Source organism: Nocardia terpenica, from assembly GCF_013186535.1.
In the GTDB taxonomy this organism is placed as follows: domain Bacteria; phylum Actinomycetota; class Actinomycetes; order Mycobacteriales; family Mycobacteriaceae; genus Nocardia; species Nocardia terpenica.
The window spans coordinates 233,396-246,871 of record NZ_JABMCZ010000001.1 but is presented as its reverse complement, the minus strand read 5'-3'; the positions used below and the strand labels follow the sequence as shown (position 1 = coordinate 246,871).

Here is a 13,476-nt window from a genome sequence, read left to right as displayed (position 1 = left end):
GCAGGCGAACCCGGACCGAGTGTGGCAGCTACAGGATAACCGGGCTCCCTGGGGCGCTGTTCGAGCACCACCGAACCAACCAGGGAGATCCGTCATGTCCATTCGTTCCGCTTTGATCATCGGCGGCGGCATCGCCGGTCCGGTGACCGCCACGGCCCTGCACCAGGCCGGTATCGAGGCCCGCGTCTACGAGGCGTATCCGGGCCCGGCCTACAACATCGGCGCGGCGCTCGGCCTCGCCCCGAACGGGCTGGCCGCGCTGGATATCATCGGGGCCGGTGACGCGGTCCGCAAGGTCGCGCTGCCCATGCACAACACCGTTATGATGATGGGTACCAACACCATTCGGCTGCCCGCGCCCACGGGTATGGAGCCGCTGCACGCGGTCGACCGCAGCGACCTGCACACGGTGCTGCACGATCACGCGGTGGCGTCCGGGGTGAGGTTCGAGTACGACAAGCGCCTCGTCGGCGTCGACGAACATCGCGACGGCGTGACCGCCCGCTTCGCCGACGGCACCACCGCCGACGCCGACATCCTGATCGGCGCCGACGGCATCAAATCGCTGGTGCGCACCCTGATCGACCCGAACGCACCGGCCGCGGACTACACGGGCCTCCTCGGCTTCGGCGCCTTCCTCGACTCCCCGGTCGAGCTGGAGCCGGACACGATGTTCTTCCACTTCGGGAAGAACGCCTACTACCTGTACTGGTCCATGCCCGACGGCCGGGTGTGCTGGGGCGCGAATCTGCCGCAGAAGCAGTACATTTCGATGTCGGAGGCGCGCGCCACCCCGGCCGAGCACTGGCTCGGGATCCTGCGCGAGACCTACCGCGACGACGTCCCGGGCGGCATGTTCGTCCGCGACACCCGCCCCGAGAATCTGATCACCGTCGGCGGCCTGCACATCATGCCGCCCGTACCGCACTGGCATCGCGGCCGCCTGGCGCTGGTCGGCGACGCCGTGCACGCACCCTCCAACAGCACCGGCCAGGGCGCGTCGCTGTCGGTGGAGAGCGGCATCCAGCTGGCCCGCTGCCTGCGCGACTTCCCGGACCCGGCAACGGCTTTCGCGACCTACGAGCGCATCCGCCGACCCCGGGTGGAACGCATCGCGGCGCGCGGGGCGAAGGTCAACCACACCAAGACCCTCGGGCCGGTGATGCGGCGGCTGCTGCCGGTCATGATGCCGATCTTCGCCAAGCTCGGCAAGATGGACGAGGTGATGCGGCGCGAGCAGGGCTACACCATCGACTGGGACGCCCGGGTCGACGTCACCGCGGAGCTGGCCAGGATCTGAGCCGACGCCGAATCAGGCCGAGCGAGCGGGCAATACGTCCGGTCGCTCGGCCTCGTCGAGCAGCCTGGCGGCGATATTGTCCACCGCCTGATCCAGCAGCCGCCGATCCTCCGCGTCGGCGCAATCCCAGTCGTCCAGGTAGCCGCACAGCCACCGGCGCCATTCCGCGAGCACCCGATCCAGCTCGGCGCGCCCGCTGTCGGTGAGATCCATACGCTCACCGTCGAATTCGACGTAGCCGTTGCCGACGGCCTTGTCGTACACCGGTTTCAGCACCTCGGGCGGCATCCAGTGGGCGCGGGCGATGGCGTCCATGGTGGCCGCGCCGCGGACCCGGTTCAGCATCTGCACCTGGCCGATCGCCCACCACTGATCGCGGGTCAGCGGGCTGTCCGCGGCCGCCAGAATATGCGGGGCGGGCAGCTCGTCGTCGCGCAGCTTGCGCATCATGGTGGCCAGCGACTGTTCCAGCCGCTGCACCCGATCCGCCGACTCCGGCATCGAAAATCCTTGGCCCACATCGGTGGCCTCGGCTCGGGCGCTGTCGCGCAGCGGCACCTGCCGCAGGAACCAGGCCACCAGGAAGCCGAGCACCGCCACCGGCACCACCCAGCGGAACACGTACTGGATGGTGTGCGCGTAGGCGTCGATGACCGGGATCGCCTTCTCGTACGGAAGTTTGTGCAGCAGTTGCGGATTGGCCGCCACCGCGGGTGGCACGCCGGGGGTGTGCAGCAGGGCGTCGCGCAGGTTCGGCTGCAGCCTGTTGCTGTAGAGGGTGCCGAAGATCGCGGTGCCGAACGTGCTGCCGATGGTGCGGAAGAACGTCACGCCCGAGGTGGCGGTGCCGAGATCGGAGTACGGGACGGTGTTCTGCACCACGATGGTGAGCACCTGCATGGTCAGACCCAGCCCGAGGCCGAGGATCAGCATGTACAGCGATTCCAGCCAGAACCCGGTGCCGCGTCCCATGGTCGACATCAGGTACAGGCCCACCGCCATCACCGCGCTGCCGACGATCGGAAAGTACTTGTAGTGCCCCGTCTTTCCGACCACCTGGCCGGACATGATGGAGGTGGTGAACAGGCCGATCACCATCGGCAGCGTCCGCAGGCCCGACGCCGTCGCCGACACTCCGTCCACGTACTGCAGATACGAGGGCAGGTAGGTCATCGCGCCCAGCATGGCGAACCCGACGATGAAGCTCAGGATCGAGCAGACGGTGAAGACATTGCTGCGGAACAGATGCATCGGCAGCATCGGCTCCCGGGCACGCAGCTCCGCGAAGACGAAGGCCACCAACAGAATTGCCGACGCGGCGAACAGCCCGATGATCGTCGCCGAACCCCACGCGTACTCCTGCCCGCCCCACTCCAGCGCCAGCACCAGGCAGCTCACGCCGATCGCGACCAGGGCGATGCCGAGGTAGTCGATCACCGGCCGGGCCGCCACGCGGATCGACGGAATCGCCCGTGCCGCAACGGCTATCATCACGATCGCGACCGGCACGTTCACGTAGAAGCACCAGCGCCAGCTGGCGTGGTCGGTGAACAATCCGCCCAGCGTCGGGCCGATCACGGTGGTGACGCCGAACACCGCGCCCAGCGCACCCTGATATTTGCCGCGTTCCCGCAGCGGAATCACGTCGGCGATCAGGGCCATCGCGGTGACCATCAACCCACCCGCGCCGACGCCCTGCACGGCGCGCGCGATCACCAGCAGCGTCATCCCGTGTGCCAGACCGGCGATCATCGACCCGATGATGAAGATCAGCCCGCTGATCTGGAATACGCCCTTGCGCCCGAACAGATCGCCGAACTTGCCCGCGAGCGCGGTCGCCACCGCCTCGGCCAGCAGATACGACGTCATCACCCACGCCATGTGCCCGGCGCCGCCGAGGTCGGCGACGATGGTCGGCAGCGCGGTGGAGACGATGGTGGAGTCGAGCGCGGCCATCAGCATGCCGAGCACGACGGCGACGAATACGACATTGGCCCGGCCACGACTCACGGGTGCGGGCGCGGCGGCTTCGGCGACTGCGTGGGCACCGGTCATTAGCTCAGTATGTGCCGACCTGCCCGGTTCGGCAGGACGACACGGCGTCGTAGGGCTCCCCTACCGGATAAACTTACTCTGAAGTAAGGTCTAGGCAGGAGCGCACCGGCGCGTCGTCGTACACGGTAAGGCAGTGAGGTCTCGACCATGGCGTGGAATCCCAGCGAAATCCCGGACCAGACCGGGCGCACCTTCGTGATCACCGGGGCCAACGGTGGCCTCGGCAAGCACACTACCCGAGTGCTGGCAGGCAAGGGCGCCACCGTCGTCATGGCCTGCCGCAACACCACCACCGCACAGCAGGTGGCCGATGGCATCGACGGCGACGTGCGGGTGGCGGCGCTGGACCTGGCCGATCTGGCCTCGGTGCGCGAGTTCGCCGAACGCACCGGCGAATTCGATGTGCTGATCAACAATGCCGGGCTGATGAACATCCCGTTCTCGCGCACCAAGGATGGTTTCGAGACCCAGTGGGGCGTCAACCATCTGGGCCATTTCGCGCTGACCGGGCTGCTGCTGGACCGGATCGGCGACCGGATCGTGACGCTGTCGAGCGTCGCGCACGCCATGACGCCCAAGCTGTGGATCGACGACCTGAACTACGAGCACCGGCGGTACCAGCGCAACCTCGCCTACTCGCAGGCCAAGCTGTCGAATCTGATGTTCGCCCGCGAGTTGCAGCGGCGCCTGGCCGAATCCGGCTCGCGCAAGCGCTCCTACGCGGTGCACCCCGGCATGGCCGCCACGGACCTGTTCACCCGCACCGAAACCTTCACCGACCGCATCGCCAAGCCGGTCATCGCCGTCATCGGCCACTCCCCCACCCACGCCGCCGAATCCAGCCTCTTCGCCGCCACCACCCCCGACGCCGACCCCGACACCTACTGGGGCCCCACCCGCCTGTTCGGCGTCAACGGCCCGGTCCGCCCCGCCCCCTCCACCAAACTCTCCAAAAACCGAGACCTGTGGCGCCGCCTCTGGGAGGAATCCGAACGCCTGACCGGCATCACCTACAAGTTCTGATGCGCCGGGCCGCATTTCTTCGCCCCCTTGTTCCCGGCGTATCCCCACTTCTTGTTCCCGGCGCACGCTGATCCCACTTCTTGTTCCCGGCGAATGCTGATCCCGCTTCTTGTTCCCGGCGCATGCTGATCCCGCTTCTTGTTCCCGGCATGCTTTTGGCCGGGACCTCTCACTACGTACCGTGTAGTAGACGAGTACCGTGGTAGCCGTGTCCGCTCCACACCGCCGCCCGGCTCTGATCATTCTGGTGATCGTGGCCTCGCTGTCCTGCCTGGCGCTGGGCTGGTGGCAGTGGGGTCGGTTCGAATCGGCGAGCGGCACGGCGCAGAACCTGGGTTATGCGCTGCAGTGGCCGCTGTTCGCGGGGTTCGTGGTGTTCGCCTACATCCGGTTCGTGCGCCTGGAGCGTGAAACGCGGGAACCGGACGAGCCGGAGCCCGCCGCCGCGCCCGAGCGACCGCGGAAAAAGGTGAAAACCGTTGCGCCCCGCGAGATTCCGCCCGGCATCCTGCCGGACCGGCCGACCGCGCCGCGCGCCGACGATCCGGTACTCGCCGAATACAACAGGTATCTGGCCGAACTGTACGAGCGCGACGCCCGCGAGCAGGTCGGCATCCCGCACGAATCCGAGAGGAGCGCCGGTTGAGCGCCGCCGACAACCCCACCGCCCCGGCCACCGCCCCCCAGGCGCCCGGCCCCACCACCCGCGACACCGCCCGCATCCGCTCGGCGCTGACCCGCTACCGCGCACTGGCCTACATCACCGGCGTCTGGCTCCTCCTGCTCTGCGCCGAAATGATCTACAAATACCTCCTGCTCGACGACAGCAGCAAGGCCCCCCACTGGCTGTTCTACGTAGGCCAAATCCACGGCATCTTCTACATGCTCTACCTGGTCTTCACCATCGACCTGGCCATCAAGACCCGCTGGAAGCCCGCCACCACAATCATCACGGCCCTAGCGGGCACCATCCCCTTCCTCTCCTTCATCTGCGAGCACTACCGCACCCGCCAGGTCCGCGCCGACTACAGCCTGTAGACCGCTAGTTCCCTGTTGCACGGCCCCAGGGGGCCGTGCAACAGGGAACAAAAGGGCCCGGCCCAATTCAAAAGAGCTGAGACCAGATCTAACGCTCGGCCAGGGATGCGAGGGTGGGGAGGAGGGCTCGGAGGGCTCGGGCTCGGTGGGAGGTGGCGTTTTTTTCGGCGGGGGTTAGTTGGGCGGAGGTGCGGGTTTCGTTGGTGGGGGTGAAGAGGGGGTCGTAGCCGAAGCCTTCGGTGCCTATGGGGTGGCGGGTGAGGGTGCCGGGCCATTCGCCTACGACGACGGTTTCGCGGCCGTCGGCTACGAGGGCGCAGGCGGAGATGAAGCGGGCGCCGCGGCGGTGGTCGGGGACGTCGTGCAGTTGGGCCAGCAGGAGGGCGTTGTTGGCGGCGTCGTCGCCGTGGCGGCCGGACCAGCGGGCGGACAGGACGCCGGGCATGCCGTTGAGCGCGTCCACGGCGAGGCCGGAATCGTCTGCGACGCAGGCCAATCCGGTGGCGGCCGCGCCGTCGCGGGCCTTGGCCAGGGCGTTCTCCTCGAAGGTGGCGCCGGTTTCGGGGGCCTCCTCGTAGGGCGGCACCTCGTCCAGGCCGACGATCCGTAGGCCCTCGATGCCCGCCTCGGTGAGGATGCGCCGCAGCTCGTCGAGCTTCTTGGCGTTGCGGCTGGCGACCAGGATCGTGCGCGTCACTACTTCTTCTTCTCCGGCTCGGGCAGCACACCCGGGTACGGCAGCGCCAGCGCCTCCTTCTGGATCGCGAACAGCTGCTCGCAGCCGGTCAGCGCGGAGTCCAGCAGCTTGTCCAGTGTCGAGCGCGGGAACGTCGCGCCCTCGCCGGTGCCCTGCACCTCGACCAGGGTGCCGGTGTCGGTGGCGACCACGTTCATATCGACCTCGGCGCGCGAATCCTCCTCGTAGGGCAGATCCAGGCGCACCCGGCCGTCGACCACGCCGACGCTGACCGCGGCGATCATGCACGACAGCGGCTGCGGATCGGCGAGCTGCCCGGCCGCGCCCAGATAGGTGACCGCGTCGGCCAGGGCGACGTACGCGCCGGTGATGGCGGCGGTGCGGGTGCCGCCGTCGGCCTGCAGCACATCGCAGTCGATGGCGATGGTGTTCTCGCCGATGGCCGCCAGGTCGATGCACGCGCGCAGCGAGCGGCCGACCAACCGGCTGATCTCCTGGGTGCGCCCACCGACCTTGCCCTTCACCGACTCCCGGCTGCTGCGGGTGTGGGTGGCTGCGGGGAGCATCGCGTATTCGGCCGTGAGCCAGCCCAATCCGGAATCGCGGCGCCACGACGGCACCCCGTCGGTGACGCTCGCGGTGCACATCACCCGCGTCTGCCCGAACTCCACCAGCACCGAACCCGCCGGATGCGTGGTGAATCCCCGGGTGATCCGGACCTCGCGGAGTTCGTCGTCCGCCCTGCCATCGGCTCGTCTAGACACGGCCACAGCCTAACCGCTGTGCTTTTGGCGCCGCCTCCGGCGGCCCTCAGATATCAATGACCTCGCCCGGCGACACCGCATGCACCGGCCCGCTGAACTCGGCCTTCGCCTCCGCGATCACATCCTCCCGCGAGGTCCACGGGGGGATGTGGGTGAGCAGCAGTTCGCCGACACCGGCTCCAGCGGCCACCATGCCCGCCTCGGTGCCCGAAAGATGAATACCCGGAGGGCGATTGGCCGGGTCGTGGGTCCACGACGCCTCCGACAGCAGGACGTCGGCGCCCGCGGCGAGCTCGAAGACCGCCGGGCACAGCGCGGTGTCGCCGGTGTAGACGAGGGTGCGGCCCGCCGCGGTGGTGATGCGCAGGCCGTAGGACTCCGGCGGGTGGAACATCCGGCGGGCGGTCACGGTATGGCCCGGCCCGAAGGACACCGGCACACCCTCCGACCACACCCGCATATCGATCACATCGGACCAGTCGTCGCATTCGCCGCCGATCTCGGCGGAGGCGTTGCCGATCCGCAGCGCGGTATCCGACGGCCCCCGCACGACGGCGCACCCGCTCGGCGGATTGGGATGATATCGGCGCCACACCAGCAAACCCGGAAGATCCAGGCAGTGATCGGCGTGCAAATGGGTGAGGAAGATGTCGACCTCACCCGGATCCAGATGCCGCTGTAGCGCCCCCAGGATGCCGGGGCCGAAATCGATCACCGTCGGCGTCATATCCGGACCGGTCAGCAGATAACCCGACGCCGGGGAATCCGGGCCGGACACACTGCCCGAACATCCGAGGACGGTGAGGCGCATTCCCCCATGCTGCCATGCTGCATTGTCGGTCAAGAGGGAATCCCCGCTCTCACCGGCCGGGTTGTGCTGTCACCCCGCAGACGGGAGGCGGCCGGCGCGACCTCCACGACGATGACGACGTTCATCCCCAGAGAGTACCCAGCCGGCAACCACTCCACCCACGGCCCCGAAAAGATGCCCTTGCCAAGATATTCCGACCTGTCCGGGCAGAATTCCCCACAGAATCGACCCGTACAGCAACCCCACGACAACACCGATCAGGATCTGCCACACATTGCGCGCGAAGAATCCCCGCGAGATCAGATAGGTCAACCACCCGAACACCAGCACCGAGGCCCCGATATTGGTCGTCCCCGATTGGCCGATGACCCAGGTGCCGAATCCCGCGATCACCCAGACGATGGCGGTGGCGGTCAGGCCGCGGGCGATTCCGGTCAGCAGCGTCAGCATGCCGAGCACGATCACGGGCAGGGTATTGCCGAGCAGATGCGGCAAACCGGAGTGCAACAGCGGCGCAAAGACGATGCCGGTGAGCCCCTCCCCCGTCCGGGGTCGGACACCGCCGATCTGATCGAGATCGTGATGGTCGAGCGCGTCGATGCCCAGGACACCGTAGAGCAGCGCGGTGAATCCGAGCGTCAGCACGATCGCCCGCTGCCACAGCAGTTTCAGCGCGGCCGACGAGGTGCCACGCGGCGTGAGCCCCGACGGGCGAGACACCCCGCGCAGGGCCGCGATCCGATCGGGATCGAACGACGAACCGATGCCGTCGGTCATCGCATGAACCTCCTCACGGGACCCGGGCGCCGCACGACACGGCCGGACGCTCGAACCGGACCTCGCTCCTTCGAGCGTACCGATCGCTCAGGCCCAGAGCTGACCCTCCAACCGCTCCTCGGCCTCGTCGAGGGTTCCGTCGTACGCCCCGGTGGACAGGTACTTCCACCCGCCGTCCGCGACGACGAACGCGATATCGGCGCGCCGCCCGGCCTGGCGCGCCTTGTTCCCCACGCCGAGCGCGGCGTGCAGGATGGCCCCGGTGGAGATGCCCGCGAAGATGCCCTCCTGCGCGATCAGCTCCCGGGTGCGCCGCACCGCGTCGTAGGGACCGACCGAGAACCGGGAGGTCAGCACCGATTCGTCGTACAGCTCGGGCACGAAACCCTCGTCGAGATTGCGCAATCCGTAGACCAGTTCGCCGTAGCGGGGCTCGGCCGCCACGATGTCGATGTCCGCGACGTGCTCGCGCAGATAGCGCCCGGTGCCCATGAGCGTGCCGGTGGTGCCCAGCCCCGCCACGAAGTGCGTGATCTCCGGCAGGTCCGCGAGGATCTCCGGTCCGGTGCCCTCGTAGTGGGCCAGGGCGTTGGCCGCGTTCCCGTACTGGTACAGCATGACCCAGTCCGGATTCTCGGCCGCGATCTTCTTGGCCTGCGCCACGGCCTGATTGGAGCCGCCCGCGGCCGGTGAATCGATGATCTCGGCACCGAACATGGTCAGCAGCTGCCGCCGCTCGACCGAGGTGTTCTCCGGCATCACGCAGACCAGCCGGTAGCCCTTGAGCTTGGCCGCCATGGCCAGCGAGATCCCGGTGTTGCCGCTGGTCGGTTCGAGAATCGTGCAGCCGGGCCGCAGCGTGCCGTCGGCCTCGGCCTGCTCGATCATCCGCAGCGCGGGGCGGTCCTTGATGGACCCGGTCGGGTTGCGGTCCTCGAGTTTGGCCCACAGCCGCACGTGGTCGTCGCCGTCCCAGCGCGGCGACAGCGTGCGCAGACCCACCAGCGGCGTATTGCCGAGGGTCTCGATCAGCGATTCGAAGCGTGCCACGGGATCAGCGCGAACCACCGGCGACGGCCGGGAGGATGGTCACCGTGCCGTTCTCGGGCACCTCGGCCGCCAGCCCGCCGGTGAAGCGCACGTCCTCGTCGTCGACATAGATATTGACGTAGCGGTTGAGCTTGCCGTCCGACAGCAGCCGCTGTTTCAGGCCGGTGTAGGTGGCGTCGAGATCGTCGATCACCGCGGCGAGCGTGGAACCGCTTGCCTGGACCCGCTTCTCACCGCCGGTGAGGGGTCGCATGATGGTCGGGATGGACACGGTTACCGCCATGGGGTGCTCCTTGGTTGCGCTGGTTGTGGACGGTGTCAGCCCTCGACGAGGTACGACGCGACGACCCGCACCGGTTCCTCGGTGACCTCGCCATCGACGATCCGATAGCTGCGCAGCTCGTGCTCGCGCGGATCGCGGGTGGAGATCAGCACGTAGTGGGCGTTCGGCTCGGACGCGTAGGAGATGTCGGTGCGGCTCGGGTACGCCTCGGTCGCGGTGTGGGAGTGGTAGACCACCACCGCCTCCTCGTCGCGATCGTCCATCTCCCGCCACACCCGCAGCTGCTCACCGGAGTCGAAGCGGTAGAAGGTGGGGGAGCGCTCGGCGTTGACCATGGCCACGAAGCGTTCGGGACGATCGGACCCCTCGGCCCCGGCGATGATCCCGCACGCCTCATCCGGATGGTCGGCACGCGCGTGCGCCACCATCGCCTCCACGAGGTCGGCCCTGATCACCAACACTGTCGAATCCTTCCGTCCGCGCCCGGCGTCCTCGATCGCGAGCCGAAAACGCTGTCGTCAACGGCCCAGGATATGCAGCTATTCCCGGCGATCCGGGCCCCGGACCGGCATTTCCCGCATTCGCCCGGAAAATGCGCCGATCAGCGACGCTGTCAAGGGTTTCGCGCACCACGATTCATATTTCGTTGCGCGGCACGGCAATCAGGGGGCGAGCGCCTGCAACAGCGAATCCTGCATCCAGGTGAGCCAGTGATAGACGTCCAGATGCGGGGCGCGCGGATCGTTCGGGTCGAGATGATCGGGGGTGGTGGCGTCGACCCCGAGCGCGGTGCCCAGCGCCAGCCGCACATCGTTCAGCGCGACCAGCCAGGCGTCGGCCTGCTCGGGGGTGAGCACGATCTTGCCGCCCGAGGCGGGCAGGGTGTCGAGCACGACCGTCCCGGCCGCCACCTTCGATTCGATGATCTCCGGCTCGTGCAGGCTGCGCAGCGCGCTGTTGATATCGGCCCTATCGGCGTCGGGCGAGCCCGGTTCGGGGCGGTGGAAGTCCGGCAGCAGCCGCGCCAGCCGCGGGTCGTCGGGCGGGATGGTGTTGCCGATGCGTAGCCCGGTCAGCGCGGCCAGATCGTCCTCGGGCGTCGACTGCGCCCGGTCGGCGAGCAGTCCGGTTACCGCGCCCACCAGGGAGCGCAGCACCTCGGCTTCCCGCGCGTCCATCTCCGACCGCAGCTTGAGCCCGCTCAGCGAGTTCTTCCTGCTCCACTTACGCACGGACTTACGGTAGTCGGCCGGTCATTCGTCGCGCTGCATGGTGGCCCAGAGGCCGGCCGCATGCAGTCGCTGGACGTCGTGCTCCATCCGGTCGCGCGAGCCGGAGGACACCACCGCCTTACCCTCGTTGTGCACCTTGAACATCAGCTCGGTTGCCTTGGCTTTGCTATAGCCGAACAGCTTCTGAAAGATGTACGTCACGTAGTGCATCAGGTTGACGGGATCGTCCCAGACCACCGTGACCCACGGCCGGTCCTCGGCCTCGAGGATCTCGGTGACCTCGATCGTCTCCGGGGTCGCCTGCGCGGCCGACAGTTCCACGATTGCGCCGACCGGACCGGCGGCAACCCGGACAGCGTCCTTCATGCACAGACCCATAACCTTCAGGGTACGACGCGACTCCGAATACACAACACCCGGACGATGCCGACATGCCGACCGCGCGGTGAGTTCCGCGTGACGCCGTGACCGGGGCGGACGACACCCGGCGGCTACAGTGACGGCGTGGATACCGCGGACTCCGTGCCCAGCACCGCGCTGCTGACGGATCAGTACGAACTCACCATGCTCGCGGCCGCCCTCACGGACGGCTCGGCGCGGCGGCGCTGCACCTTCGAAGCATTTGCTCGACGGTTGCCCAATGGCCGTCGATACGGGGTGGTCGGGGGCACCAGACGATTGCTCGACGCGCTGGCCGAATTCCGCTTCGGCGAGCCCGAACTCGCGGTTGCCGCGGAATTCCTCGACGACCGCACCCTGGAGTGGCTGCGCGACTACCGGTTCGGCGGAGATATCGACGGCTATCGCGAGGGCGAACTGTATTTCCCGGGCTCGCCGATTCTGTCCGTGCGGGGCACCTTCGCCGAATGCGTGGTGCTGGAAACGCTGATCCTGTCGATTCTCAATCACGACACCGCCATCGCGTCGGCGGCGGCGCGCATGGTCAATGCCGCGGGCGGGCGGCGCATGATCGAGATGGGGTCGCGGCGCACCCACGAGCTCGCCGCCCCGGCCAGCGCGCGGGCCGCCTACCTGGCCGGATTCGACGCCACCTCCAATCTGGAGGCGGTGCGTCGCTATGGAATTCCCGGCGCGGGCACCAGCGCGCACGCGTTCACCCTGCTGCACAGCGGACCGGACGGCCAGCACGAGGCGGCCGCGTTCCGCAGCCAGATCGAGGCGCTGGGCATCGGCACCACGCTGCTGGTCGACACCTTCGACATCGCCCAGGGCGTGGCGACCGCCATCGAGGTGGCCGGTCCCGAACTCGGCGGGGTGCGCATCGACTCGGGCGATCTGGGCGTGCTGGCCCGGCAGGTGCGCGACCAGCTGGACGCGCTCGGCGCGACCCGGACCCGCATCGTGGTGTCGGGGGATCTGGACGAGTACTCGATCGCCGCGCTGCGCGCCGAACCGGTGGACGCGTACGGGGTCGGCACCTCGCTGGTGACCGGCTCGGGCGCGCCGACCGCCGGGATGGTCTACAAGCTGGTCGAGGTCGACGGGGTGCCGGTGGCCAAGCGCAGCAGCCACAAGGAGTCCCGCGGCGGCACCAAGCGCGCGGTGCGGCTGGCCCGGCCGACCGGCACCATCGTGGAGGAGATCGTGTACCCGGCCGCCGGAGAACACCCGCGGCCCAACGGTTTCCAGGCGCGCGAGCTGCTGGTGCCGCTGGTCCGCGACGGCAAGGTCACCGACGCGGCGCCCACCCTGGCGCAGAGCCGGGAGCTGGTGGCGAGCGGGCTGGTGAGCCTGCCGTGGGAGGGCCTGAAACTGTCCGCCGGAGAGCCCGCGATCCCCACCACGTTCCTACAATGAGGGCGGGCCGCGACCGACCCGGCCGAATCGAGGGGCACACCATGGGCAGAGCACTCATCGTCGTGGACGTGCAGAACGACTTCTGCGAGGGCGGCTCGCTGGCCGTCGCGGGCGGCGCCGCGGTGGCCGACCGGATCAGCGAGTACCTGGGCGTCTCCGACTACGACGCGATCGCCGCCACCCGCGACTACCACATCGACCCGGGGGCGCACTTCTCCGCGACGCCCGACTTCGTCGACAGCTGGCCGCCGCACTGCCGGGTCGGCACCCCCGGGGCCGACTTCCACCCGAATCTGAACACCGACCCGATCGAGGCGGTCTTCTCCAAGGGCGCCCACACCGCCGCCTACTCCGGCTTCGAGGGCACCACCGCCGACGGCACCGGTCTCGCGGACTGGTTGCGCGCCAAGGGAATCGACGCCGTCGACGTCTGCGGCATCGCCACCGATCACTGCGTCCGCGCCACCGCCCTGGACGCCCGCACCGCCGGGTTCACCACCCGGGTCCTGCTCGGCCTCACCGCCGGGGTCTCTCCCGACACCGTCGCCAAGGCTCTGGACCGGATGCGCGGCGCGGGCGTGGAACTGGCCGGGCATCTGGAGAACTGACGATTCTCGGGCGCTGGTCG

The 13,476-nt window shown here is 68.6% G+C and carries 16 protein-coding genes; 6 read left to right on the top strand and 10 right to left on the bottom strand.

Annotated elements, in window-relative coordinates; translation table 11 throughout:
• Nucleotides 1-94 precede the first annotated feature (94 nt).
• The gene (locus HPY32_RS01210) at nt 95-1,300 is read left to right on the top strand and encodes an FAD-dependent oxidoreductase (RefSeq protein ID WP_067582237.1); all 1,206 of its coding nucleotides are present in this window, start codon (nt 95-97) and stop codon (nt 1,298-1,300) included.
• Between the two features lie 12 nt (nt 1,301-1,312).
• Here HPY32_RS01210 and HPY32_RS01205 read toward each other — a convergent pair whose 3' ends face one another.
• Nucleotides 1,313-3,355: an MDR family MFS transporter gene (locus HPY32_RS01205; RefSeq protein WP_067582234.1), complete on the bottom strand. Its 2,043-nt coding sequence runs from the start codon at nt 3,353-3,355 to the stop codon at nt 1,313-1,315.
• A gap of 147 nt (nt 3,356-3,502) precedes the next feature.
• On the opposite strand from HPY32_RS01205, the gene HPY32_RS01200 reads away from it, so the two are divergent.
• The 3 genes from HPY32_RS01200 to HPY32_RS01190 all read left to right on the top strand — a co-directional run bounded on the left by HPY32_RS01200 (nt 3,503) and on the right by HPY32_RS01190 (nt 5,416).
• On the top strand, nt 3,503-4,378 hold the full coding sequence (locus HPY32_RS01200; protein WP_171982684.1) for an oxidoreductase: 876 nt from the start codon (nt 3,503-3,505) through the stop codon (nt 4,376-4,378).
• Between the two features lie 208 nt (nt 4,379-4,586).
• Complete coding sequence (locus HPY32_RS01195; protein WP_067582231.1) at nt 4,587-5,024, top strand: transcriptional regulator; 438 nt, start codon at nt 4,587-4,589, stop codon at nt 5,022-5,024.
• A complete protein-coding gene (locus tag HPY32_RS01190) occupies nt 5,021-5,416 on the top strand; it encodes a DUF3817 domain-containing protein (RefSeq protein ID WP_082870897.1) in 396 nt (131 codons plus the stop codon). Before HPY32_RS01195 ends, HPY32_RS01190 begins: the two co-directional genes overlap by 4 nt.
• An 88-nt stretch (nt 5,417-5,504) precedes the next feature.
• Here HPY32_RS01190 and rdgB read toward each other — a convergent pair whose 3' ends face one another.
• From rdgB to clpS, 9 genes are all read right to left on the bottom strand, one after another.
• Complete coding sequence (gene rdgB, locus HPY32_RS01185) at nt 5,505-6,113, bottom strand: RdgB/HAM1 family non-canonical purine NTP pyrophosphatase (protein WP_067582228.1); 609 nt, start codon at nt 6,111-6,113, stop codon at nt 5,505-5,507.
• Nucleotides 6,113-6,877 (bottom strand): ribonuclease PH, encoded by a 765-nt coding sequence (gene rph, locus HPY32_RS01180; RefSeq protein WP_067585519.1) that lies wholly within the window; start codon nt 6,875-6,877, stop codon nt 6,113-6,115. Before rph ends, rdgB begins: the two co-directional genes overlap by 1 nt.
• A gap of 46 nt (nt 6,878-6,923) precedes the next feature.
• The gene (locus HPY32_RS01175; protein WP_067582225.1) at nt 6,924-7,688 is read right to left on the bottom strand and encodes a cyclic nucleotide-degrading phosphodiesterase; all 765 of its coding nucleotides are present in this window, start codon (nt 7,686-7,688) and stop codon (nt 6,924-6,926) included.
• Between the two features lie 69 nt (nt 7,689-7,757).
• The gene (locus HPY32_RS01170; protein ID WP_082870896.1) at nt 7,758-8,465 is read right to left on the bottom strand and encodes a rhomboid family intramembrane serine protease; all 708 of its coding nucleotides are present in this window, start codon (nt 8,463-8,465) and stop codon (nt 7,758-7,760) included.
• A gap of 87 nt (nt 8,466-8,552) precedes the next feature.
• Nucleotides 8,553-9,515: a PLP-dependent cysteine synthase family protein gene (locus tag HPY32_RS01165; RefSeq protein ID WP_067582222.1), complete on the bottom strand. Its 963-nt coding sequence runs from the start codon at nt 9,513-9,515 to the stop codon at nt 8,553-8,555.
• Nucleotides 9,516-9,519: 4 nt separating this feature from the next.
• The gene (locus HPY32_RS01160; protein WP_067582219.1) at nt 9,520-9,798 is read right to left on the bottom strand and encodes a MoaD/ThiS family protein; all 279 of its coding nucleotides are present in this window, start codon (nt 9,796-9,798) and stop codon (nt 9,520-9,522) included.
• A 35-nt stretch (nt 9,799-9,833) separates the two neighbouring features.
• A complete protein-coding gene (locus HPY32_RS01155) occupies nt 9,834-10,259 on the bottom strand; it encodes a M67 family metallopeptidase (RefSeq protein WP_067582216.1) in 426 nt (141 codons plus the stop codon).
• Between the two features lie 201 nt (nt 10,260-10,460).
• Entirely contained in the window at nt 10,461-11,030 is a 570-nt protein-coding gene (gene aosR, locus HPY32_RS01150) for an oxidative stress transcriptional regulator AosR (RefSeq protein ID WP_067582213.1), read from the bottom strand.
• Nucleotides 11,031-11,051: 21 nt separating this feature from the next.
• The gene (gene clpS, locus HPY32_RS01145) at nt 11,052-11,396 is read right to left on the bottom strand and encodes an ATP-dependent Clp protease adapter ClpS (RefSeq protein ID WP_067585513.1); all 345 of its coding nucleotides are present in this window, start codon (nt 11,394-11,396) and stop codon (nt 11,052-11,054) included.
• A 138-nt stretch (nt 11,397-11,534) separates the two neighbouring features.
• Between clpS and HPY32_RS01140 the strand changes: the two genes are divergently transcribed.
• Together HPY32_RS01140 and HPY32_RS01135 are read left to right on the top strand one after the other, a co-directional pair.
• Nucleotides 11,535-12,848, top strand: coding sequence for a nicotinate phosphoribosyltransferase (locus HPY32_RS01140; RefSeq protein WP_067582210.1), 1,314 nt, complete (start codon nt 11,535-11,537; stop codon nt 12,846-12,848).
• Nucleotides 12,849-12,889: 41 nt separating this feature from the next.
• Nucleotides 12,890-13,456, top strand: a complete 567-nt coding sequence (locus HPY32_RS01135; protein ID WP_067582206.1) for a nicotinamidase — start codon at nt 12,890-12,892, stop codon at nt 13,454-13,456.
• The last annotated feature ends 20 nt before the right edge of the window (nt 13,457-13,476 follow it).

Bases quoted from the DNA above. Each gene is read 5' to 3' on its own strand.
- HPY32_RS01210 (WP_067582237.1), top strand. From the start codon at position 95: ATGTCCATTCGTTCCGCTTTGATCATCGGCGGCGGCATCGCCGGTCCG.
- HPY32_RS01205 (WP_067582234.1), bottom strand. From the start codon at position 3,355: ATGACCGGTGCCCACGCAGTCGCCGAAGCCGCCGCGCCCGCACCCGTG.
- HPY32_RS01200 (WP_171982684.1), top strand. From the start codon at position 3,503: ATGGCGTGGAATCCCAGCGAAATCCCGGACCAGACCGGGCGCACCTTC.
- HPY32_RS01175 (WP_067582225.1), bottom strand. From the start codon at position 7,688: ATGCGCCTCACCGTCCTCGGATGTTCGGGCAGTGTGTCCGGCCCGGAT.
- HPY32_RS01170 (WP_082870896.1), bottom strand. From the start codon at position 8,465: ATGACCGACGGCATCGGTTCGTCGTTCGATCCCGATCGGATCGCGGCC.
- HPY32_RS01160 (WP_067582219.1), bottom strand. From the start codon at position 9,798: ATGGCGGTAACCGTGTCCATCCCGACCATCATGCGACCCCTCACCGGC.
- clpS (WP_067585513.1), bottom strand. From the start codon at position 11,396: ATGAAGGACGCTGTCCGGGTTGCCGCCGGTCCGGTCGGCGCAATCGTG.
- HPY32_RS01135 (WP_067582206.1), top strand. From the start codon at position 12,890: ATGGGCAGAGCACTCATCGTCGTGGACGTGCAGAACGACTTCTGCGAG.